The organism is Variovorax sp. GW821-FHT09D04 (assembly GCF_059416405.1).
On the sequence record NZ_JBWKPA010000006.1, the window covers coordinates 418,571 to 441,236 of the forward strand.

Consider the following 22,666-nt stretch of genomic DNA (forward strand, 5'->3'; position numbering starts at 1 on the left):
CATGCCCCTCTGACGTCGCGCAGTCGGCATGCGTTCAGCCGAGCGCGTGCGTCCAAGCGCCTGGTTGGCCTGTCGGTAACGCCCGATGGCGTTACATGGCATTAACTAAAAAGCGCTACTTTTCTGCGCGCCAGATCCAGCCGGCGTACGCGAACGAGGCCTGCTTCTTCCTGCACGCCACGGCCACGCCGGGAGGCGGTGGCCCGAGATCGAGACGAGGAAGGCGGCGTTCTTTTTCTGCGACGACACGGCTTGTGCTCCGATGGCCCCTCGGCAAGGTGGCCGAAGGGCGTTGTGGGTGGCCTACGCAAACTCCGTGGCAACGGCGCCGGCGACGGCGGAAGAGCACTGTGAAGGCAGCTGTGCAATGGCTTGTATGGCACTGTGTCGTGCGTACGGTGCCTGTAAACGGCCTGTCGATTTTGCGGGCCCGTTTCGCCTGCCGGCTGTCGCGGATCACAGGCCCTACTTGCGTGCGAAGCGCGCCGGCCCCTGCACCGTCCAGCCACCGCCGGCCGGATCGAGGTCGCGAAGGCACTGCGTGAGCCCGTCGTCCAGGTCGAGGGTGACGCCGATCCGCCAATGGCCGGTGGCGCCGCGCTCCACCTGCAGCACGGCGAAGCCGTTGCCGGTGCCCACGGCCGCCGTGACCATGGTGGCGCCGAAGGCACCCGGCACGGCGCCGAGCTCGACCTGGCCGTCGAGCCAGAACGCGTCGGGCCGCGCATTGACGAAGGTCCAGGGTGCATACAGGCCCGAGGACACGACCGAGATCACCTCCACCGGTCCGCCCGCCGCCTGCAGCCAGAGGCTCGACACGCTCGACATGTGGCGGTCGCCCGACAGCACCACCACGTGGCGCGCGGTGGTGTCGCGCAGCAGTTCGAGCAGCGCGCGCTGCGAGGCCGGGTAGCCGCTCCAGTCGTCCATCCCCAGGCGTTGCGCCGGGTCGCCGAAGACGGCCGCGCGCGGCATCGGGAACAGCGCCACCGGCGACACGATGAACTTGGGCAATTCGGCGGGCGCGGCCTCGAGCCACTTCTTCAGGTCGCCCATGCCGGCCTCGGCACGGATCGCCGCCTGGTCCAGCGGCGCGGCTTGCGCGTCCGTGCGCAGCGCCCGCCGCTGCCGCGTGCTGCGCGTGTCGAGCATGTAGAACAGAAAGCCGGCCGGTGCGATGCGGTAGTCGAAGGGACGCGGGTCGCGCTGCGGGCCGCTGCCCCGCACCAGCTTGTGCTGCTGCGCGACGTAGCCGTCGAGCGCGGCGCGCACGGCCGGCGTTCCACAGGGGTCGGGGCCCGGCTCCCAGTCGTCCATCACCTCGTGGTCGTCGAGCAGCGGACAGGTCGGCAGCGAGGCCATCACCTGGCGCAGCGCCTCCAGCCTGAAGGTGAGCGCATAGGCCTGGCCGACGTCGTCGCCGCCGGCCGGCACGAAGAGCCCGGCGGTCTGGTCGACATACACCTGGTCGCCGGCCAGCACCAGCAGTTGCGGCTTGTGCGGCGGCGCGAGCACCTCGAGCCGCTGCGCGAGCCGCCGGTACGACGCCTGCGCGGGCACCCGGTCGACCAGGCCCGGCACGTACTGGCAACTGGCGAGCACGAAGCACAGCGAGGCCTGCGCGGGCTCGCCCTCGCGCTGCACGGCGCCCATCCATGCGGGGTCGAGGCGCACCACGGCGCGCTCGCGCTGCGCGTCGGTGGCGGCGTCCAGCGTCCGCATCACCTGCGCGCGGATGGGCTCGATGGGTTCGTCCTGCGGCTGCGCGAACAGCCCGGCCGGCAGCCTCCGGCCCAGCACCTCGAGGGGGCCGCGCGCCATGGGCAGGTCGTCGTGCGCCGTCAGCACCGCGAAGCCCTGGTAGTCGGCGAGCCTGTCGTCGAAGAGGTCGATCTCCACCGCCTCCTGCAGGAGCTTGTCGCGCGTGGTCTCCAGGCCCACCATCCATGCGAAGTCGAAGCACCAGCGCCCGTCGCGGCGCCACGCGGGCACGAAGACCACGGCGCGCGCCGACACATGCGCGGGCGGCGGACGCAGCGCCAGCCGGCAATGCAGCCGGCCCGCGTTGTCCGCCGACCGGCTCGCAAGGCCGAGCCACGGGCCGGTCCACGGCAGGCTGGCCCGCCAGTCGGGCGGCACCGGATGGCCGCGGCCGGGCTTGTGGTCGAAGGCCTCGAGGAAGCGCACGATGTGCGGGAACACGTCGATGCAGGCCTTCTCGCCGATCAGCGTGTCCTGGTGGCCGTAGTCGCCGAGCACCAGCAGCTGGTGCGGGGTACCTTCGCCGAGGAACAGGTCGCTCCCGGAAGGCTTCGAAGCGTCCGACGGTTCCGGCAGCTGCGGAGGCTCCCGCGGCAGGCCTTCGTCCTTGCCGAACACGCGCTTGAGCAGCCAGAAGCTCTCGTAGGAGCCGCGCCAGTCGAACACTGCGTTGCGCTGCCCGTGCAGCATGAACACCGGAAAGCCGAAGCGCTGGCCGACCTGCTCGAAGCCCACCGCATGGCCCTGCCCGCCGGCATCGGTCAGCACCTCTTCGCGGGCGTAGTTGCCGACCTGGGCGAGGCCGCGCACCTTCACGAAGCCGTAGATCGAATCGAGCGCATCGAGCGTGTCCTTGCCGATGTTGTGCAGCCGCATGGTCTGGCCGAAGATGGCGTCGGCCCGGTGCCGCACGGCCGCGAAGCCTGGCGCCTCGCGCAGACGCTGCGCCTCCCCGTCGTCGTCGGGGTAGGGAAAGGTCGCCAGCAGGCCGTCGACAAGCAGGCGCTTCATGCGCGTGAGCGTGGGTCGCGTGTCGAACTCGTCGATGCCGATGAACTGCTGCAGGTAGCCCGCCACATAGCCCCGGAAGCGGTTGAAGGCCGTGGCGCGCAGCAGCGGCCCCACCTGCGACAGCACCACCGCGCCGATGGCCGCATGCAGCCCCGGCAGGCGCAGCACCGCCACGCTGAACATGGCAGCGCCGATGCAATGGGCCACCACGTCGACCTGGATGGGCGCCGCTTCGTCGGGCGTTGCATGCGCCGCCTGCACGGTGCGCAGGGCGTCCGGAATGTCGGTCTCAGCCGCCTCGTCGAACGACCAATAGCGCCGCGGCCGGTTCGGAAAGCCGATGCTGGTGCGCAGGTCGAGCACCCAGACCTCGCGCCCGGCCGCCAGCAGGCTGTGCACCAGGTTGCCGGGGATGCTCCTGTGCGCGAAGGTGGAGCCGCTCGCGCCGTAGCCGTGGATCAGCATCACGGGCCGCGTGCCCGCACGGCGCGCCGGCGGGTGGTAACGCGACAACAGCCGCGGCGGCGCGCTGCCCGGGCCCGCCGCGGTGACGAGCTCGACCGGCTCGGGCCGCACGCCGTAGACCTCACCGGGCAGGCGCTCCCAGTCGCGCTGCGGCGAGTCGGGCGGCGGCACGAAGTTCAGCAGATGAACCTGCAGCACGATGCGCAGCACCCACAGCGCCAGTTCGGCCAGGTCCGCCAGCTGGTTGGGCATGTCCTGCTGGTGCTCGATGCGCAGCAGGGGTTGCAACGTCTCGACGAAGTACGAAGGGTCCAGCACCAGCCGGCCCAGCGGCTTCGGCGCATCGGGGCCGAGCAGCTGCAGGTCGCCCTCGCTCAGCTGCCGCCACGGGTTGCCGCCTTCGACGAACGCGATGCGCTTGGTGAGCCGCAGCCGGTCGCCCTCCTTCAGCGGCGCGCCATGCGCGATGCGCGCCACCGTCCAGTCGTACTCGATGAGGCGCACCTGCCCCAGGTGCGAGCACAGCGCCAGCAGGTCGGCCATGGCGGGGCCCTCGAAGACGGCATCGTCCTCATCGATCGCGGCGCCGGCCGATGCGGCGCGCGCGTCCAGCAGGCTTTGCACCAGCGCCAGCAGCTTCTTGCGTGCCAACCCGTGGCTGCGCAGGATGCGTTCGATGCTGTCGCTCTTCTCGCGCACCAGCATCGATGCGGTGCCGGTGCAATGCGCGACGGGCGCGTGGTCGCCCTTGCCGAAGCGCAGGACCACCACCGGCTGGGACAGCACGCGCGGCGTCGCGCGCAGGGTCGGCACGTCGAACGGCTCGAATTCGACTTCGGCGCTCAACGCGAAGGCCTGGCCGTCGATGTGCACGCGGCCCGTCATGCGCTCGCGAAGCGAGACGCGCGTGGGCGAGGGCGCGCGAGGACGGGTCAGGTCGCGGCGCAACGGGCGCTGCGACGGCGGCGGCTGCGGCGAACCGGCCAGCGCCAGGCCCCAGTCCTCGGCCAGCACGGGCACCGCGCGCTCGGCCAGCGCGGCGATGGTGAGCGAGGGGTTGATGCCGAGCGACACCGGCACGATCGATCCGTCGAGCACCGCCAGGCCCGGCAGCAGCGACGGCACAGCAGAAGCACCCGCAGCGCCGTCGTAGACGCGGCCCCAGCTGTCGACGACGCCGCGCTCGCACCGGTCGGCCATGCGGCAACCGCCCAGCGGGTGCACGGTCAGCACCGAGCCCACGTCCTCCAGCTGGCCGACCAGGTCGGCAAGGCTGCCGAACGGCGGTATCGGTTTCCACAGCGGATTGGCCAGCACGCGCCCGCCGAGTCCGCCCGCGCCATCGTGGGCCGCATGCAGTGCGCGCATCTGCGCCTCGAACACGGGCAGTGCGGCCACCTTCGGCCACGCCACGCGCACCTGCGCGTCGGCCAGCACGGCGCCCTCGCCGCCATGACCGACGAAGCCGACCTGGCCGGCCGCCCCGTCGTCGCCCATCATTCCGTAGACCGGCGTGCGGCGCAGCATGTCGTCGTCCACGGCCAGCGGATCGCGCCCTTCGTCCGGCGCGTGCAGGTCGAGGTCCATGTGCGCGAGCGCCTGCAGCGCGTCGGTGGTGGTCACCACTTCGGCCAGCAGGCGGCGCAGCGGCGCGGGAATGGCGAACTCCTCGATCACCAGCGGGCGCTCGCCCTGCGTCGCGCAGGTGCGCAGCAACCCGGTGATGGTCGGCCCGATGCCGCGCTGCGCCGGCGCCTCGCCTTCGGGCGCGCTGGACAGCGCTTCGTCGCTCTGTGCCGCCGCCACCGCGATCATGTCGCCGTTGGCCGAGAAGCCGCGGCCCACCGCCAGCGAAACGGGCAGGCCCGGGCCCCTGGAGCGCAGCAGCAGCTCGGTGGAGCCCAGCGTGCCGGCAGCCACCACCACCCGCCGCGCGCGCACCACGTAGGGCCGGGCGTTGTCGGTGCGTGCCTTGCGCCGGTCGGTGAAGAAGAACTCGACGGCATAGCCGCCCCCTCCCGGCAGGGCCGCGATGCGGTGCGCGGTGCCGCCGGTGAACAGGCGTGCGCCCCGTGCATGGGCCAGCGCCAGGTAGTTGGTGTCCAGCGATTTCTTGGCGCGGTGGTTGCAGCCGCTCACGCAGTCGCCGCAGCGCAGGCAGCGGTGCATCGCCACCTGGGCCGGCGTGCGCGTGCCGTCGGCGAAGGCGATGGCGACATGGGCCTTGCCGCTCGCCGCATGCAGCCGCGCGCCGGCCTTCAGCAGGGAGTCGAGCTTCGACACGCTCTCGGGGATCTGCTCCGGCGCCAGCATGGCTTCGGCCTTGCCATAGCCCTGCGCGAGCGCGGCAAGGTCGAGGCCCTCCGGCCAGGCACCGCCCTCGAAGGCATCGGGCGTGGCGCGCTCCATCACCGCCGCATTGATGAGCGACCCACCGCCCAGCCCGTTGCCGAGCAGCGCATTCACCTCGCCGCCCAGGCGCAGGTCGAACAGCCCAGAGGCGTTGCCGCGCGCGGGCCGGCCGTCCTGCATGCTGAAGCGCACGTGCCCCGGCAGCTCGGCGAAGGTGGCCGGAAATTCGCCCGGCAGGTATTCGCTGCCGCGCTCCAGCACGTAGACCTTGATCGGCACGGCGCCCGGTGCGATGCCGGGCGCTGCATCCAGCGACAGCGCGCCCGCCAGCCGTGCCGCGGCCACCGCGCCGCCGTAGCCGCTGCCGATGACCAGCACATCGCAGTGCAGCGCGTCGGGCGGCGCCGCGGCGATCTCGCGCACCAGCACCTCGGCGCCCTGCGAGAGCAGGCGGTCGCCGGGGGCATCGTCATCGTCGCGGCCACCGTCGTTCATGTTCGGCTCCTCGCGGAATGGATCGCGGATTCAGGAATGCCCGATGGCTGCGGCCAGCGCGCGGCCGAGCGTCTGGTCGTCGACAGGTTTGCGCAGCAGCGGCAGCGCCTGACGCCGCGCCGCCTCGACCACCGCCGGGTCGGTGTCGGCAGTGACCATGACGATGGGCAGCGCCGGCTGTGCGGAGCGCTGCGCGCGCAGGCGCTCGACAGCATCGAAGCCCGAGACGCCGCCGCCGAGCCGCCAGTCGAGCACCACCGCGTCGGGCTCGTCGACCTGCGCCAGCGCCTCGTCGAGCGTGGCGGCGGACAGCACGCGGCAGCCCATCGCGCCCAGCGCGTTGAGGTAGGCGCCACGCACCATCGGGTCGTCCTCCAGCACCAGCACGCAGCGCCCGGCCAGGCTCCACGGCGCGCCGGCGCCCTCACCCTCGCAGCCGTCGGCACCGACAGGCGCGGCGCGCGGCAGCCGCAGGCGGAAGCAGGCGCCCGCGCCGAGGCGGGACTCGAGCTCGACCGGCACGTCCAGCAGCTCGGCCATCCGCCGCACGATGCCCAGGCCCAGGCCATGCCCCGCGGCAGGCGTGGTGCCGGAGCCCGACGCCTGGAGTTGCACCAGGTCCTCGAACACGAGCCGGTGGTTCTCGGGTGCGATGCCGGGGCCGCTGTCCTGCACGGTCAGCTCGACTTCGGCGTCCGATGCGTCCTGCGTGCGGACCCGCACCTCGACCTGCCCGCCCGCGGGCGAGAACTTGATCGCGTTGTCCACGAGGTTGGCCAGCATGCGGCGCAGCAGGTCGGGGTCGGTGCGCACCGCCAGGCCGGGCGGACAGTCGGTATGCAGCGCGACCCGGCGCGCCGCCGCCGCAGCGCCGAAGCTGGCCATCACGGCGGTCAACAGCCGGTCGATCTGCACGCGCTGCGGCTGGGCCACCACCACGCCGGCGTCGAGTTTCGAGACGTCGAGCAGCGCATCGAGCATGGCGCGCAGCTGCTCCAGGCTGCTGTCGACCACCTCGACGATCGCGCGCGCATCGGGCGCCATCGCCACGTGGCGCAGCGCACCCACGTTGAGCGCCATCGCCTGCAGCGGCTGGCGCAGGTCGTGGCTGGCGCCGGCCAGAAAGCGGCTCTTGTCGTTGTTGGCGCGCACCGCCTGGTCGCGCGCGATGGCCAGCTGCGCGCGCTCGAACTCCAGCGAGGTGGCCAGCGCCTGGTTCTCGGCGCGGATGCCGAACGACTCCTCGAAGGTCTGCAGGTTGCGCCGGGCAAAGCGCGTCTGCACGCCGAAGAACATCAGCACCAGCGCGGCCACGCCCCCGCCGAGCCAACCGCCGGCCACCAGCCACATGGCGGCCGTGGGCACGAAGAGCAGCCCTGCGTAGGCCAGGAAGGCGGGCATCACGGTCGCGCTGGTGGACACGGCGCCCGCGCCCCAAGACACCAGGATCATCGTGAGGACCGCGTCCAGCGTCGGGTCGAGCCGGGCCATGAACAGCGCCGCGGAGCCGTTGCAAGCGCCGATCAGCACGTTCCAGTGCACGGTGGCGCGCAGCCGCGCGGCGATCGGGCGGGCGCGGTCGGCGGCCATGCGCGCGAGCGCGGCAGCGCGCCACTCGCGGCTGGCGATCACTGCCGCGAACCAGCCGAGCACCCAGGGCGTCGGCACGTCGCGCCAGACGATGGCCGCGACGACGACGGCGGTGAGCAGGATCTGCCAGCGCAATCCCACGGCCTGCTCGGCGACCACCTGCAGGCGCCGCTCGTCCAGCTCGTCCAGCGCGGCCGGCATGCTCACGCAGCCTCGAGCGCCCATGCCGCCTGCGCGTCGAAGACGCGGCACATGGCATCGGTGCGGTTGCGCGCGCCAAGCGCCCGGTAGACCATCGACAGGTGCACCTTCACGGTGCCCTCGGCAATCAGCAGCTGGCGCGCGATCAGCTTGACCGGCATGCCCCGCATCGCCAGCGCCAGCACCTCGCGCTGGCGCGGCGACAGCTCGACGCGCAGGAAGCCGGCGAGGTCCTCGCGCGGCAGCTCGTCGGGGTCGCGCGCGCGGGTCACGTCGTCGGCCAGCACGAACTCGGCCGGCAGGTAGATCTTGTGGCGCAGCACCACGCGCAGGGCGGCCTCCATGTCCTCGAGCCGGTACGACTTGGGAATGAAGCCGGCCGCGCCGGCCTCGATGACCTCGCGCACGCGCTGCGGCGAGCTTTCCGCCGACTGCATGCACACGGGCGTGGCCTCGAAATGCGCCTTCACGGCCTTGAGCGCCGCCAACCCGGACAGCTGGGGCAGGTGGTAGTCGAGCAGCAGCAGGTCGATGCCGACGGGGTCGCGCTGGCAGGCCTGTTCGGCGTCGCGCACGGCGTCGAAATGGAAGGGACGGCCGGGTTCGATCTCGGCGGCCATGCGCTCCAGCAGGAGGCGCGTGCCGTTCCAGACGATCTCGTGGTCATCGACCAGCAGAACCTTCATACAGGCCTCTCGTCTACGGTGACCCTCCCCGTCCTGAATGCAGATTAGCGCAAAGCCCCCCAAGAAGCGAGCGTGCGCACCTACACCAAAGGCCTAGTCGGATGGCCACGCCGGGGACTAGGCGCTGCGCGCAATGGTTGCGGCGGGCGCCGCGCGGAAAACTGGCTGCATCGATCGCCACTTCGCATCCGATGCACCGAGGACCGCCATGAACACCCCCCAATCTCTTGCCGCGCTGCGTGCCGCATGGGAACCCCTTGCGTGCCGTTGGTGCATCCTGGCGCTGCACTATGTGGCGCTCGCCCGCTGGCTGTGCGCCGCGGCCATGCTTGCCGCCTCGCTGCTCGCGGGCTGCGCTGCATTGCCCAACGAGGTACCCCGTGTCGCGTCGCACGCGCGCACCGACCTCGGGGACAGCCCCCTGGCGCGCATCGCCGCCGCGTCGCTGCCGGCTGCGGACAGCGCGATGTCCGCAGTGCCCGATGTATCCGGCGTGCGCCTGCTACCGAGCGGCGATCAGGCCTTCGACGCACGCATCGCACTCGCGCAGGCCGCACGGCACACCGTCGACGCGCAGTACTACGTGGTGGCCCCAGACAGCGCGGGGCGGCAGTTCCTGCGCGAGCTGCGCGACGCGGCGCAGCGCGGCGTGCGCGTGCGCCTGCTGGTCGACGACCTGTACACGGGCGGAGACGACGAGATGCTGGCCGGGCTGGCCGCGCACGCCAACGTGGAAGTGCGCGTCTTCAACCCGCTGCCGGTGCGCAGCGGTGGCCTGCGCACGCGCGTGCTGCTGTCGCTGCACGAGATCGGCCGCGTGAACCGGCGCATGCACAACAAGCTCTTCATTGCCGACAACAGCTTCGCCATCACCGGCGGACGCAACATCGCCGACGAGTACTTCGGGCGCAGCAAGCCGGCGAACTTCATCGACATGGACGCGCTGGTGGCCGGGCCGGCGGTGCGCACGCTGTCGGCGAGCTTCGACGCCTTCTGGAACGGACCGCTGTCGTACCCCTTCGAAGCCATCGCAGCCGACAGCGCCCCGGCAGCGGCTCCTGCGCGCGAACGCTTCGCCGCGCTGGTGCGCGACCTCGCGCGCTTCATGCCGCCTGCCGACGAACCCGATGCGCTGGGACGCGGCCCGGTCGGCGCGCAGCTGGCGCAGGGGCGCGTCGCGCTGGTGCCTGCGCAGGTGCGCGTGGTTGCGGACGCGGCGGTGCCAGGCCGCTTCGCTGATGATGCCGGCGGCAACGTCGAAGAAGCCGCAGCGCCGCAAGGCCGCGAGGGCGCGGTCATGGCCGCGAACCTCGACCTCTTCCGGACCGCGCGCTCGGAGGTGCTCGTCGTCTCGCCCTACTTCGTGCCCATGCCCCGCATGATCGAGGCGCTGAGCCATGCGAGCCGCGAGGGCGCGCGCGTTTCGGTGATGACCAATTCGCTCGCCACCACCGACGAACCGCTGGTGCACTATGGCTACGCGCGCTACCGCAGCGCCCTCTTGCAGATGGGCGCCATGCTGTACGAGCTGATGCCGGCCAGCGAAGCGCATCCGGCCTGGAGCGACGCCGAAAGCGGCCGCGGCTCGCTCGGCCGCCTGCACGCCAAGCTGGCGGTGGTCGACCGGCGCTGGTTCTACGTGGGGTCGATGAACATGGACCGGCGCTCGGCGCACTGCAACACCGAACTGGGCCTCATCGTCGACAGCCCCGCGCTGGCCGGCGAACTGGCAGACCTGATCCAGCGCGTGCGCATGCCCGCGAGCTTCACCGTGAGCGAGGTACCTCTGCGAGGCGGCCTGCAATGGAGCTTCCTGCGCGACGGACGCCGTTGGGTGTTGCATAGGGAGCCCGAATCGAACTGGGCCCAACGACTGCGCTGGTCCGTGCTGTCGCTGGTGGTGGACGAAGATTTTCTGTAACCCGGCTTACGCAAACTGCCACATGACGCTCATCGAAAAAGCGGCACTTGCGTGCAAGAAATAGATCACTGCGCGCGTGGCCCAGGACTACCATTCCATCGTTCACGTGCGGTTCGGCACGAGACTGCCGCGGACTGTTTGCTCACTCGTGTCGCAAGGAGAGTCGCGATGGCAAGTCCGATGAACGTCAACAAGCTTCAGACGAAATCCCATGACGAACCGGATGAGGTTCGGGAGCCCGAGAAGACCCGGGTCGAAGTGGTCCGCCTCGAGGGCTACACGCTCGGACGCTTCAAGTTCGAGCCCGGGTGGCGCTGGTCGAAGTGCATCAAGCCGGTCGTGGGCACGGACAGTTGCCAGGTGGCTCACGTCGGGTACGCGGTGTCCGGCCGGGTCACCGTGCAAATGAATGACGGCTCGCAGACCGTCATCGAGGAAGGCATGTCGTACACCATTCCGCCGGGCCACGACGCATGGGTCGAAGGCAACGCGCCGTTCGTCGGCCTGGAGATGATGAGCGCAGAGGAATTCGCAAAGCCCCAAAGCTGAGCCGGGGTGAGAGGCCTCGGGAAGAGACTTCTTCGGGATGGTCGAACGGGGCGTGACACCCGCGACCATCCGGCTCACGCGCCCGGGTCTGCGGATTGCCTGGGCGGCGAGCCGGGCACCGAGGGCGTTTCAGCCCTTTCGCATGGTGATCGCATGAAAAGGGCAAGTCACTGCGCAATCGCTGCAGCCCGTGCACCGATCCGCGTCCTGAAGCGTCGACAACTTCTTCCATTGCTCGACTTCGAGGCTGAGAAGGTGAAGGTCGCACGCGGCGACGCACCAGCCGCAGCCCGTGCAACGCGCGGCGTCGACAACGGGCAGCCAACCGGGTCGGTGCGGGCGGCGAGGCTGATGTACGTCCATCTTTGATTCCAACGAGCCGTATCGGTCTGGAAGGTAGCATGCCGTCGGCGCCAGTCGGCCATTAGCGGACACTTGCCGCCATTTCCTGTCAGACCCATTGGGCGACTTCTTGGTCGCGCCGTGCCGCGCCGATCATTCGACTCAGCGCGGCAAGACCTGTTGCTCCAGATAGGCTTTCAGGGGAATGCGAACCCGCCGACGTAATAGTTGTTTTGCGGGTTACCCACGACGACGGTGGCGGGAATGGTCGAGCCGTTTTTCAGTGCGCTTGCATCATTGATGATGTATGCGGAATTGATGGCTCCGACATAGAGCCGATCGTGCGCCGGGTCGAAGGTGGTCGAGTGCGCCGGGATGCTGAACGACTGAATGAGTGTGTTACCCGCGGCCGTGCTTGCGCCGTCGACGACGCCTAACTGCCCAGTGCCCGCAATGTAGAGGCGATCGCGCGCTTGATCGATGCTGAGACCTGTCATGACGTTAAGTGCCGGAATGGTCATGACACGTACAGCCTGATTGATGGTGGGGTTGGCGCCAACCATTTCTTGCAGCCCAGTCAGGTCGAAGACAAACACCGCAACGGTCGATCCCAATCCATAAAGCAACTTTCGTTGCGTATCGATGGTGAAGCCTCGCGAGCCGCTCGCGATGGCATAGCTGTGATCCGGTGCCACGGCGCCGGACGCGGTACTTGCATTTCCAATGATGGCCAGCACATCCTGGTACTGGGCACTGCCGGCGAGGAATAGCGTATCCGCGGCCCTGTCCAGGACGATGTTAGAAAAGTGCGTGATTCCTGTGCCGCTTGTTTGGATGGTTCTGCTTGGCTGGGCGACTCCGCTAAGCGTGCTGGCTTTGTCGAACACGAGGATGTTCGGACCAGTGCTTGCATAGAGCCGGTCGTTAGCAGCGTCGTAGGCAAGCGCCTCCCCTAGGAAGCCTTGGATGCCGGTGATAGCTTTGGCTTGCAGCGTCGTGCCGGGCGTCGGGTTCTGGGTTTGGAACGAAAGAATCGATTGCGCACCAGGGATGGTCGCGAAAAGAAATTCGGGCTTCGAAACGACGGGCTCTTGAGGGTTGTTCGTGTTGGGCTCGCTGGGTGCGACGTTTGTGTTCCCCGTTGGCGTACTGTTCGAGTTGCTTGGCGAAGGGGGCGCCGAGCTTGCTGGGCCGGGCGTTGTCATCAGACCAACAGGAAAGCCTCCACCACCGCCCCCGCCGCCTCCACCACCGCACGCAGACAGTGCGGCGACCACGAAAATCCCCGCCAGCCATCGCGATAAATTCAAGCGCATGATTTCCCTCTTTGATAGTTATTGATCGGTATGCCTGCCACCTCCATGACAGGGCGCCACGAGAATAGGCATGGTAGAAAAATCTGACAATCCAGCTGTCGCGGACTACATACACTCCTCCTCTCGAAAATCGATGTTCTCTCAACTCCTAAGCAAGGCATCCACTACCGGGAACTTCAGAAGGCCATCGAATTTCTTCCTGCGAGGACCGAGTCGATACTCTTGTCCATAGATGGTCAGACGCACATCCATGAAGACCGCGAAGATTGAAGCGTCTGTTCTGGAGCAATTTCTAGAGCCCTCACGCGACGACGGTGCCAGGTCGGATGCGCCGCAAGACTTCATTCGAACTTCATCAAGCTCGAACCGACCCGCGATAGCCTGCGGCAGCAATGTCGCTCTTCGTACGTAGGCTCAAACCAAATGGCACAAGCTCGGCAAGTTGAGGGCAACCGAACGCCGATCTTGGCACGCCTGCCGGAGCTCCTTTGCGTGGCGATCTCTTGGTTCGCTCTGATCCTCGCGGCACCGATTTTTGTCATCGCGTGTTTTGATGCCACGCACCTGACGCATCGCATCAGCCCCTCCGAGCAAGATCACATCGAAATCGTGTCCCGTTACGCACGGACTTTCATCGATCAGAACAAAAGGCTCCCGGACCACGACGAGTATCGAAATTGGGTGGTCGCCACTGACAAACAGCAAGGGACGCATCTCGATGGGCTCGGGTACTCCTTGCACACGGAATGCGCGAAAGAGGTCGGGGACTTCTGTGTGGGCTTCTTGGCCGACGATGTCTGGGTGACCTACAGGTCAGGGCAGGCAAGCCCTGCTGAGGTGGCGATCGATGGCCGTCTGGGCGAGGCATGGCTCGAAGGAGTTGCCTTTGCGGGACTGCTGGCCATCGCCGTCTTCTCCAGGCGGGCTGCCAGTGTCAGGCGGAGGTCTCCGCAAATTGAATGACTTCTTCAGAGATGCTGCTATGTCTCTTGTGGGCCCACAAGAGACACTCCAGCATCTCCAAAGCAGGCACTCATCAGCGCGGTTCAAGCCCGCTGCTTGACAGCATCATGAGTCGATCGCATCAAGACTTGATTGCTGCGCCTCGACTGCTCAGAGACTCGCGTCTGTGAGTGTGTTCGCTTCACGATGACGTGCGATCTCACGGACATCGGCCCACCATTTTGACCATCGCTGCGCCACCTTGTCCGCAGTGAAGCGCTCCGCGGACGTCAAAGCGCCGAAGCGAAGGTCATACGCTTTCTCGGGGTCCTCCAGCAGCGCGACGATCGCATCGGCCATCGCGTCGACGTGCCCGGGGGGAATCAGGATGCCGGCATTCCTGCCTTCCAGCAAATCCTTCGGGCCGTACTTCACGGAAAAGGCGACCAACGGACGTGCGTGGGCCAGGCATTCCAACCCGAACAGCGAGAACCCCTCCTCGTTGGACGCCATCACGCCGAGACTCGACTCCTTGAAGAGGGTTGCAACATCATTTGCATAGCCGTGGATGTGGATGCTCCCCGCCAGACCCGAAGTGTCGACGCGGGCCTGGAGCGTCGCTTGCAAAGGGCCCACGCCGTGGGTATGCAACTGTGCGTCCGGAACCCTTTTGAGGACGCGCTCGAACACCTGAAAAAGCAGTTCATGCTGCTTCTCCGGCGTGTAGCGCGCCAGATAGATCACCCGCTTCTCCTGCAAGGAAGCAGATTCGACGATCTCGGGCACACCAGGCAACGCGTGCGGGATCACTTTCAGCTTCGTCGCCGGCATACCGGTCTCGAGCAAGTCCCGATGCTGCTCCTCCGTGGCAACGATCAGGCTGTCGCAGGAGTCCGCATCTTCGAACAGGTGCCGATAGCTGGTTTTCAGTTGCCCATTGGGAAGCCGATGGGTGCTGTGCAAGAAGGCGCTCACAGTGTGGCGAAACCGGCGGCTCGCCGTACTTTGCCGGAGCTTGCGATACATCTTGTTCTTGTCCACGAGGAAGTGCCAGGTGACGTCTTCCTCCAGGTTGGCGGCCATCATCGCGCAGACAAAATCGCTCTCGGTCGCGTGGGTGACCGCAGTGCCCTGCGCATCGCGCAACTCGATGGCCTGAAGATCCGCGCCGCTTCGGCCCGACTTGAACGTCTTTCGCATCAAGATCTGACCGTTTGCCAGCCCGAACTCTTCACACCCGACCTGTGTCGAATCCCAGGCTGCGGGGTGGCTGACCTTTCGCAGCGAAGGCTTGGCAGCGCTGGCAGAAGATGAACTGCCTGGTGAACGCGATGAACGTGATGAAGCGAGCGGGGTCAGCAAGCCCTGAGAGCTCATCTCCACCAGCCATTCGTAGACATTGAGCACCTTCGTTTCCGAAGGCAGCATCCCTTTGTCCTTCAAGCTCGCTTCGTTCTCACGCAGGCGAGGAGAGAAATTGCTGGTCAGTATCCACGGCGTGATGCCGAGCTGGCCGTGGAAGAGATGGGCGCGGCGGATGCCTGCGACCTCAATGCCGTTGCCGATCTGACGCAAGTTTTCCTGCAGGAACAACACGCGCTCTGTCGGGGAGGACTTCTGACTTCCTGCAGCCCCATCTGCAGGGGGCGTCGATGTCTTGAGTGCGGGCCGGACCTGCTGGAACAGATCGCCCCCTTGAGTTTTTCCTTGCTTGCCTGTGGATGCAGTTGAAGCGACCGAAATATCGACATATTTCATCTCTGCAGCGCTTTCTTCTTCGTTGGCAAGGCGCTGAAGATAGCTGACCAGAACCTGACTTACAACAGAATTAGGAATCGGCCATGGCTTTGGGTAATGACAAAGTACTGGATTTGAAGCCGGCCGATCTGGCATTTCCACGCAGAGTTTTGCTGCCAGTGCGCCCATGAACGGCTGCGACTGCATGGCGCATTCAACTTTGAAAACGCACGCGGATGCTGGCTGGTGAGTGGAACGACACGCGTCCAGCCGAACTTGATAACGCCCGACTCGCAGGGAATCTCGACGGTGTTGAGGTCAGCGTCGATGGCCATCTTCAAGCGCTCCGCACCGCGCCTTCTCACTCGCCTGAAACAACTCCCCCGCCTTGCGCGCCAGTTCCGCCGCAAGCCAAAGCAGGTTGTCCAATTGCCGGGGGCCTTCGCCACTGCACCAGTCGATGTCTTCCCCGTGGCAGACCCACAGCAGGGCTTCGAGTTGGGCGAGTGTGTTTTCGAGGAGGTTCGCCGGGTCCTGATGGGCGCTTCCGGCGGGGGATACCGGCGTGCGAGGCCGGGCTATAGTCTTGGTAGCCATTTTTGTGCGCTCCTTTAGAGGTGGTTGCACGTCTTTGGTTAGACGGCCGGGGTGCTCGTAACACCCTGGCCGTCGCCTTTTGATACCTCGCATTTGCATCGCTGCTTTCGCACCGACAACCTGCCGCGAGGCAAGCAGCCTTTCAACATTTCAACGGCTGTGTATGTAGCGCCTTCCGAGTCCCCTTGTTGGGGTTTTGAGTGACAGGGGCAGCTACTTTAGAGAAGAGCGCAGCGCAGTGGCGCTTTCGTGCGGCACGAAGTCCCGACGAGCGCCAACAAATGCAGCTTCCGCAATGCGCCGCACGCGGGCCTTACGAGCGCCGTGCCAATCCGCAGCAGCGCTCAACACGCTCACGTCGATGGGGTGCCTTGCGCAGCGAAATCAAGGAGGAGGCCAAAGGCCGGGGGACATTCGCGGAGCAAGGTGCCCCATCGGCGGGAGCGTCGCCCCGAATGACGCTCAGGGCATCCCTCGCGCCAGCAGATGATCCACCAACCGACGCTGCGGAAAGCTCAACGCCTCCTGCCGCGTACACAGGTACATCCGGCGTGAAGCCCACGCATCGGTGAGGTTGATGAAGCGCAGCTTCATCTCCTTGCGGTAGGTCACCGCCGCCCCTTCGGGCAGGATGCCCACGCCCATTCCCGCTTCGATCATCCGGCACACGGCCTCGAAGCTCTTCACGCGCACGCGCAGGCGCAGCACCTTGCGTGCGCTCATCGCGGCGTCTTCCATGGTGCGGGAGATGGCCGAGTCGTCTTCGAGCCCGACGAAATCGAAGTCGAGCAGTTCTTCGAACGACACCTCGCGCCCGCGCCACGGATGCTTCTGGCGCACGATGGCCACGAGCCGGTCGGTGCGGTACGGAATGAAGTGCAGCGCCGGGTCGACCGCCTCGCTGGTGATCACGCCCACGTCGGCCTGGCGGTCGCGAATCGCCTGCACGATGTAGACGCTGCGGTGCTCTTCCACGCTCACGCGGATCTCGGGGTAGCGCAGCCGAAAGCTCGCCACGTCGTCGGGCAGGAACTGACCCATGGCCGACGCGTTGGCATGCAGCCGCACGCGGCCGGTGGCGCCCTGCGCGTAGTCCGACAGGTCGGCGCGCATGCGGTCCACGTCGCGCAGGATCTGGCGCGCATGCATGGCCAGCGACTCGCCCGCGCCCGTGGGCGTGACGCCCTTCGAGGTGCGGTTGAGCAGCCCCACGCCGAGCTGGCTCTCGAGGATGGCCAGGCGCCGGCTCGCGGCCGACAGCACCATGTGGCTCTCGGCGGCCGCCTTGGACAGGCTGCCGTGCTCAATGGCGCGCAGGAACAGCGCCAGCGAATCCAGGTCGGGTCTCATCGGGTCCTCGGTCGATCGGGCGGACATTGTCGGGCCTGTGCGGTTGCGGACGCGCAGCCGAAGGCCTTTCGGCGAATCGACGGCGGCGGCGATGGTTCTTCCGGAATGCGGGTTTCCCCGTCGAAACGAAGAAGCACTTTCGGGCCGGGGTGCGAAAGAATCGTCGCTGTCTCGGCGGCAACCCCGGCGAGGCGTTTCGCGGGCCGGCCCTCTACCGGGGCCACGCCCGCATTCCACGAGTCCTACCCGGAGTCTTTTCTCTCATGGCAACCCACGAACTCGCCAGCGTTGCGCTGGACGACAAATACACGGCCACCGAAGGCCGGATCTACCTGAGCGGCATCCAGGCGCTGGTGCGCCTCATGCTCGTGCAGAAATGGCGCGACCAGCAGGCCGGCCTGAACACCGCGGGCTTTGTCTCGGGCTACCGCGGCTCGCCGCTCGGCGGCCTGGACGAGGCGCTGTGGAAAGCCCAGCCCCAGCTCGAAGCCAACGCCGTCAAGTTCCTGCCCGGCGTGAACGAGGAGCTGGCCGCCACCGCCGTGTGGGGCACGCAGCAGGTGCACCTGACCGGCGAGAGCGCGGTCGATGGCGTGTTCGCCATGTGGTACGGCAAGGCGCCCGGCGTGGACCGCTGCGGCGACGTGTTCAAGCACATGAGCCACGCGGGCACCTCGCCCCAGGGCGGCATCCTGCTGGTGGCGGGCGACGACCACGGCGCGTCTTCCTCTACCCTGCCCAACCAGAGCGACCACCTGTTCGCCGCGTCGATGATCCCCATGCTCTACCCGCAGAGCGTGGAGGAGTACATCGAGCTGGGCCTGCACGGCTTTGCGATGTCGCGCTTTGCCGGCCTGCCGGTGGGCTTCAAGGCGCTGGCCGACACGGTGGAGTCGTCGGGCTCGATTGCCGCCGGCGCGCTCGACGTGCACACGCGCCTGCCGAAGGACTTCGTGTTCCCGCCCGGCGGCGTGCATGCGCGGCTGTCGACCGACACGCTCGGCGTGCAGGCGCGCAAGCAGGAGGCGCTGATGCAGGACTACAAGATCTACGCCGCCATCGCCTACGCGCGCGAGAACCGCCTGAACCGCGTGACCATCGATTCGCCTCAGGCGCGGCTGGGCATCGTGGCCTCGGGCAAGTCGTACCGCGACGTGCTCGAAGCGCTGGAAGAACTCGGCATCGACGCCGACGAGGCCGCGCGCATCGGCATCCGGCTGTTCAAGGTGTCGATGCCCTGGCCGCTGGAGCCCGACTCGATCCGCGAGTTTGCCGACGGGCTCGAAGAAATTTTGGTGGTCGAAGAGAAGCGCCAGATCGTCGAGTACCAGCTCAAGGAGCACCTGTACAACTGGCGCGAGAACGTGCGCCCGCGCGTGATCGGCAAGTTCGACGAACAGGGCGAATGGGGCGCGCACCCGCGCGGCCAGTGGCTGCTGCCGGCCACGGCCGACTTCTCGGTGGCGCAGATCGCGCGCGTCATCGCCGGGCGCGTGGCGCGCTTTCACACCAGCGACCGCATCCGCATGCGGCTGGCGATCCTCGACGCGAAAGACGTGGTGCTCGGCAAGGCCGTGGCCACGCCCTCGCGCCCGGCCTGGTACTGCGCGGGCTGCCCGCACAACACCTCGACCAAGGTGCCCGAAGGCAGCCTCGCGCTCGCGGGCATCGGCTGCCATGTGATGGCCACCGCCATCTACCCCGAGCACAACCGCACCACCACGCACATGGGCGGCGAAGGCGCGCCGTGGCTCGGGCAGGCGTGGTTCTCCAAGCGCAAGCACGTGTTCGCGAACCTGGGCGACGGCACCTACTACCACTCGGGCTCGCTGGCGATTCGCGCGGCCGTGGCGGCGGGCGTGAACATCACCTACAAGATCCTCTACAACGACGCGGTCGCGATGACGGGCGGCCAGCCGGTCGACGGGCCGATCACCGTGCCGCGCATCGCGCACCAGGTGGCGGCCGAAGGCGTGAAGCGCATCGCGCTGGTGGCCGAAGACCCGACGCGCTGGGCCGACCGCAGCCTGCTGCCGCCCGACCGCGACGGCCTCTTTGCGCTGAGCGTGCACCACCGCGACGACATGGACGCGGTGCAGCGCGAGCTGCGCGGCTTCGAGGGCGTGTCGGTGCTGATCTACGACCAGGTGTGCGCCGCCGAGAAGCGCCGCCGCCGCAAGAAGGGCGAGTTCCCGCCCGCCGCGCGGCGCGTGTTCATCAACGACGCGGTGTGCGAAGGCTGCGGCGACTGCGGCGAGCAGTCGAACTGCACCGCCCTCCTACCGAAGCAGACCGACCTGGGCCTGAAGCGCAGCGTCGACCAGAGCGCGTGCAACGCCGACGAGTCGTGCGTCAAGGGCTTCTGCCCGAGCTTCGTGACGGTCGAAGGCGTGAAGCCGCGCAAGCACGCGCCCGTGGCCGTGAAGGCCGCCGAAGAACCTGCTCTGCCCGCGCCGGCGCCGCTCGCGCTGGAAGGCATGCACAACATCCTCATCACCGGCATCGGCGGCACAGGCGTGATCACCATCGGCGCGCTGATCGGCATGGCGGCGCACCTCGAAGGCAAGGGCGTGAGCGTGCTCGACATGACGGGCATGTCGCAGAAGAACGGCTCGGTCACGTCGCACGTGCGCATCGCGCGCGACGCGGCGCAGCTGAAGGCGCAGCGCATCCCCACCGGCGAGGCCGACCTGATCCTGGGCTGCGACATGCTCACGGCCGGCGCGCCCGACGCTATCGCGCGCATGCGGCCGGGCCGCACCTACGCGCTGGTCAACACCTTCGAGCAGCCGACGGGGCACTTCGCGCAGCAGCCCGACTGGCAGTTCCCCGCCGCGCAGGTGCGTGCGCTCATCGAGGAATCGGTGGAAGGCCGCGCCGACTTCATCGACGCCACGCAGCTGGCCACGCGCCTCATGGGCGACGCCATCGCGGCCAACCTGTTCCTGCTGGGCTTCGCGTTCCAGAAGGGGTTCGTGCCGCTGTCGGCGCAGGCGCTCGACAAGGCCATCGAGATCAACGGCGTGGCCGTGAAGGCCAACCAGGCCGCGTTCCGCTGGGGCCGCAAGGCGGCGCTCGACCTCGCGGCCGTCACGCGCCAGGCCGCGCCGGCGCAGGTGGTGTCGCTCCAGAAGCCGCAGAGCTTCGAAGCGCTGGTGGCCGACCGCACCGCGTTCCTCACGGCGTACCAGAACGCGGCCTACGCACGCAGCTATGCGGACCTCGTCGAACGCGTGCGCGACGCCGAACAGCGCACGCGCGGCAGCACGGTGCTGGCCAAGGCCGTGGCTTCGGGCCTGTTCAAGCTCATGGCCTACAAGGACGAGTACGAGGTGGCGCGCCTGTATGCCGACCCGCGCTTCATGGAAAAGCTCGGCGAGCAGTTCGAAGGCAAGCCGGTGCTGCGCTTTCACCTGGCACCGCCGGTGCTGGGCCGGCGCGACGCCGAAGGCCGCGCGGTCAAGACCAGCTTCGGCCCGTGGATGCTCGGCGCCTTCCGCGTGCTCGCGAAGCTGCGCGGCCTGCGCGGCACGGCGCTCGATCCGTTCGGCCGCACCGCCGAGCGCCGCATGGAGCGCCAGCTGGCTGCCGACTACCGCGCGATGGTCGAAGACCTGCTCGCGCGCTTCGAGCGCATCGACTTCGACACCGCGCTGTCGCTGGCGCGCCTGCCGGAGCAGATCCGCGGCTTCGGGCACGTGAAGGAAGAAAGCATCGTGTCGGCGCGCGTGCGGTGGGAGATGCTGCGCGGGCAGCTCGACAGCGCGGCGCCTGCGCGGGCGGTTCGGCCGGAGCCGGTGGCCGCCTAGTCGATGGGGCGGCCGGCGCGGCCCGCTACAGCAAGCCTCTGGCAGAGGCCTTCAGCGTGGCGGCCGCGCGGGTCGAGCAACCGAGCTTGCGGAACACGCGTTCGACGTGCGTGCGCACCGTGCTCGCACTGATGCCCAGCGCACGCGCGACCTGCTTCGTGTTGTCGCCCTGGCTGATGCAACGCAGGACGTCCAGCTCGCGCTGAGACAGCGAGGCGTCGTCCTGCGCAGGCACCACGGGCTTCGCAGGCGTGCCCGACAGCGCGCAGGCGAGCAGCGCGCCGACGACCTCCGCATCGAAGCGGCCGGCCTCGGCGTCCGCCTGCATGCGATCACGCGCCTGGTCGTTGGTCAGTTCGGGTCGCCACGGGCGGCGGGTGCGGTGCGACACCCACTGCTCGGCCGCCGCGACGACCTGCCCTTCGAGCGGCATCGACGCGCCGGAGCGGCCACGAAAGTAGCCGGAGCCATCGCGCCGCTCGAAGGCGAACGAGGCGATCTCCGCTTCTGCCGCGAGACCGTCGATCTGCCCCGCCGCGCGCGACGTCCAGTACGGCACGAGCCGCAGGCGCTCCATCGACGCGGCCGGCAACGGCTCGGGCGCATTCCAGATGGCGTTGGGCACCGCGGCCCGCCCGATGCCGTGGATCAGGCCGGCCCGGTGGATGCGATGGCACATCGCTTCGCTCATGCCCAGCTGGGCGCCGCAGTCGCGCGCCAGCCGGGCCACGCGCCGCGAGTAGCCCGTCATCCACGGCAGCTTGAGGTCGCTCACGTCGCCGACGAGTTCCAGCCCGACGCGCCGGCGCATCGACACCGGCGGATCGGCGGCATCGGTCCACGGCGCAGGCGAAGCATCCAGCCGCGTCATCCACGCCGCAGCGTGCGGTGCGCAAGCGTCGACCAGGAAGCCGGGGTAGAGGCTGTCGGCGCGCCCCCGCGCGAGCGTGAGGGCTTCATCGAGCCCGTAGAGGCGGCTGAAGATTTCCAGATCGCTCGCCAGGGCCACGACGTAGGTGGCCAGCGGAACGCCGTCGCCCTGCAGCAGGCCGGGGACGCCGCTGCCGTCGAAAGCTTCGAAGACGGCGCGCAGTGCGGCTTCGGCCTCGGGCCCCAGGCCGAGCATGTTCGCGATGTCGCCGGCAATCTCGCAATGGATCTGGGCCATCGCCACGACGGCCCCGGGAATGGACGCCTGGTGGGGCTGGCGCAGGCGCGGTTGCGCGGAGGCCAGAAGGGCTCGCCGACCCAGCACATCGTCTTCCAGGAAGTCCGCGAACTCCTGCGCGTTCGCCGTGCAGCCCGACCAGCGCAGCAGCGCGACGTGTTGCGCGACCTCGACCTGCGCCGCGTGGCAGCCGGCCTGTGTCGCGATCATGCCGGCCAGCCAGGCGGTGCGCAGCGAATGGTCGATGGGCTGGCCCATGCTCAGGTCGCCGATGAAGGCGAGCGCGCGGACCGCGTCGAAAGCGGTGAGGGTGGTGTCTTCGGGCATGGGATCGCGAGGGCGAGCGCACAGCATCGCACAGCCGTCGGTTCGGC

13 protein-coding genes are annotated in these 22,666 nt (G+C 68.3%); 4 read left to right on the top strand and 9 right to left on the bottom strand.

The annotated features are described in order from the left end of the window. Positions 1–465: 465 nt before the first annotated feature. Genes AC07O4_RS20835 through AC07O4_RS20845 form a run of 3 tightly spaced genes read right to left on the bottom strand, consistent with a single transcriptional unit; the run spans position 466 to position 8,561 of the window. On the bottom strand, positions 466–6,084 hold the full coding sequence (locus AC07O4_RS20835; protein ID WP_495305527.1) for an alkaline phosphatase D family protein: 5,619 nt from the start codon (positions 6,082–6,084) through the stop codon (positions 466–468). 30 nt (positions 6,085–6,114) lie between these two features. Beyond that, positions 6,115–7,875 carry a hybrid sensor histidine kinase/response regulator gene (locus AC07O4_RS20840; protein WP_495305541.1) on the bottom strand — a complete coding sequence of 587 codons (1,761 nt, stop codon included), beginning with the start codon at positions 7,873–7,875 and terminating at the stop codon, positions 6,115–6,117. Positions 7,876–7,877: 2 nt separating this feature from the next. Beyond that, entirely contained in the window at positions 7,878–8,561 is a 684-nt protein-coding gene (locus AC07O4_RS20845; RefSeq protein WP_159277998.1) for a response regulator, read from the bottom strand. A 208-nt stretch (positions 8,562–8,769) separates the two neighbouring features. Between AC07O4_RS20845 and AC07O4_RS20850 the strand changes: the two genes are divergently transcribed. Both AC07O4_RS20850 and AC07O4_RS20855 read left to right on the top strand, forming a co-directional pair. Further along, positions 8,770–10,482: a phospholipase D-like domain-containing protein gene (locus AC07O4_RS20850; RefSeq protein ID WP_495305528.1), complete on the top strand. Its 1,713-nt coding sequence runs from the start codon at positions 8,770–8,772 to the stop codon at positions 10,480–10,482. A 168-nt stretch (positions 10,483–10,650) separates the two neighbouring features. Further along, entirely contained in the window at positions 10,651–11,031 is a 381-nt protein-coding gene (locus tag AC07O4_RS20855) for a cupin domain-containing protein (RefSeq protein ID WP_492741937.1), read from the top strand. 129 nt (positions 11,032–11,160) lie between these two features. Here the strand turns inward: AC07O4_RS20855 and AC07O4_RS20860 are convergent, their stop codons facing one another. Next, complete coding sequence (locus AC07O4_RS20860; RefSeq protein WP_082818010.1) at positions 11,161–11,394, bottom strand: ATP-binding protein; 234 nt, start codon at positions 11,392–11,394, stop codon at positions 11,161–11,163. A gap of 176 nt (positions 11,395–11,570) precedes the next feature. Continuing rightward, complete coding sequence (locus tag AC07O4_RS20865; protein WP_495305529.1) at positions 11,571–12,689, bottom strand: hypothetical protein; 1,119 nt, start codon at positions 12,687–12,689, stop codon at positions 11,571–11,573. Between the two features lie 465 nt (positions 12,690–13,154). Here AC07O4_RS20865 and AC07O4_RS20870 point away from each other — a divergent pair, with 465 nt between their 5' ends. Continuing rightward, the gene (locus AC07O4_RS20870; RefSeq protein ID WP_495305530.1) at positions 13,155–13,652 is read left to right on the top strand and encodes a hypothetical protein; all 498 of its coding nucleotides are present in this window, start codon (positions 13,155–13,157) and stop codon (positions 13,650–13,652) included. 150 nt (positions 13,653–13,802) lie between these two features. On the opposite strand, the gene AC07O4_RS20875 is transcribed toward AC07O4_RS20870, so the two are convergent. The 3 genes from AC07O4_RS20875 to AC07O4_RS20885 all read right to left on the bottom strand — a co-directional run bounded on the left by AC07O4_RS20875 (position 13,803) and on the right by AC07O4_RS20885 (position 17,315). Next, on the bottom strand, positions 13,803–15,575 hold the full coding sequence (locus AC07O4_RS20875; RefSeq protein ID WP_495305531.1) for a glycosyltransferase: 1,773 nt from the start codon (positions 15,573–15,575) through the stop codon (positions 13,803–13,805). Between the two features lie 111 nt (positions 15,576–15,686). Next, positions 15,687–15,965 carry a hypothetical protein gene (locus tag AC07O4_RS20880; RefSeq protein ID WP_159278009.1) on the bottom strand — a complete coding sequence of 93 codons (279 nt, stop codon included), beginning with the start codon at positions 15,963–15,965 and terminating at the stop codon, positions 15,687–15,689. A gap of 462 nt (positions 15,966–16,427) precedes the next feature. Continuing rightward, on the bottom strand, positions 16,428–17,315 hold the full coding sequence (locus tag AC07O4_RS20885; protein ID WP_062472076.1) for a LysR family transcriptional regulator: 888 nt from the start codon (positions 17,313–17,315) through the stop codon (positions 16,428–16,430). Positions 17,316–17,578: 263 nt separating this feature from the next. On the opposite strand from AC07O4_RS20885, the gene AC07O4_RS20890 reads away from it, so the two are divergent. Beyond that, positions 17,579–21,124 carry an indolepyruvate ferredoxin oxidoreductase family protein gene (locus AC07O4_RS20890; RefSeq protein WP_495305532.1) on the top strand — a complete coding sequence of 1,182 codons (3,546 nt, stop codon included), beginning with the start codon at positions 17,579–17,581 and terminating at the stop codon, positions 21,122–21,124. Between the two features lie 25 nt (positions 21,125–21,149). On the opposite strand, the gene AC07O4_RS20895 is transcribed toward AC07O4_RS20890, so the two are convergent. Further along, positions 21,150–22,619 carry an HD domain-containing phosphohydrolase gene (locus AC07O4_RS20895; protein ID WP_495305533.1) on the bottom strand — a complete coding sequence of 490 codons (1,470 nt, stop codon included), beginning with the start codon at positions 22,617–22,619 and terminating at the stop codon, positions 21,150–21,152. Positions 22,620–22,666 lie beyond the last annotated feature (47 nt).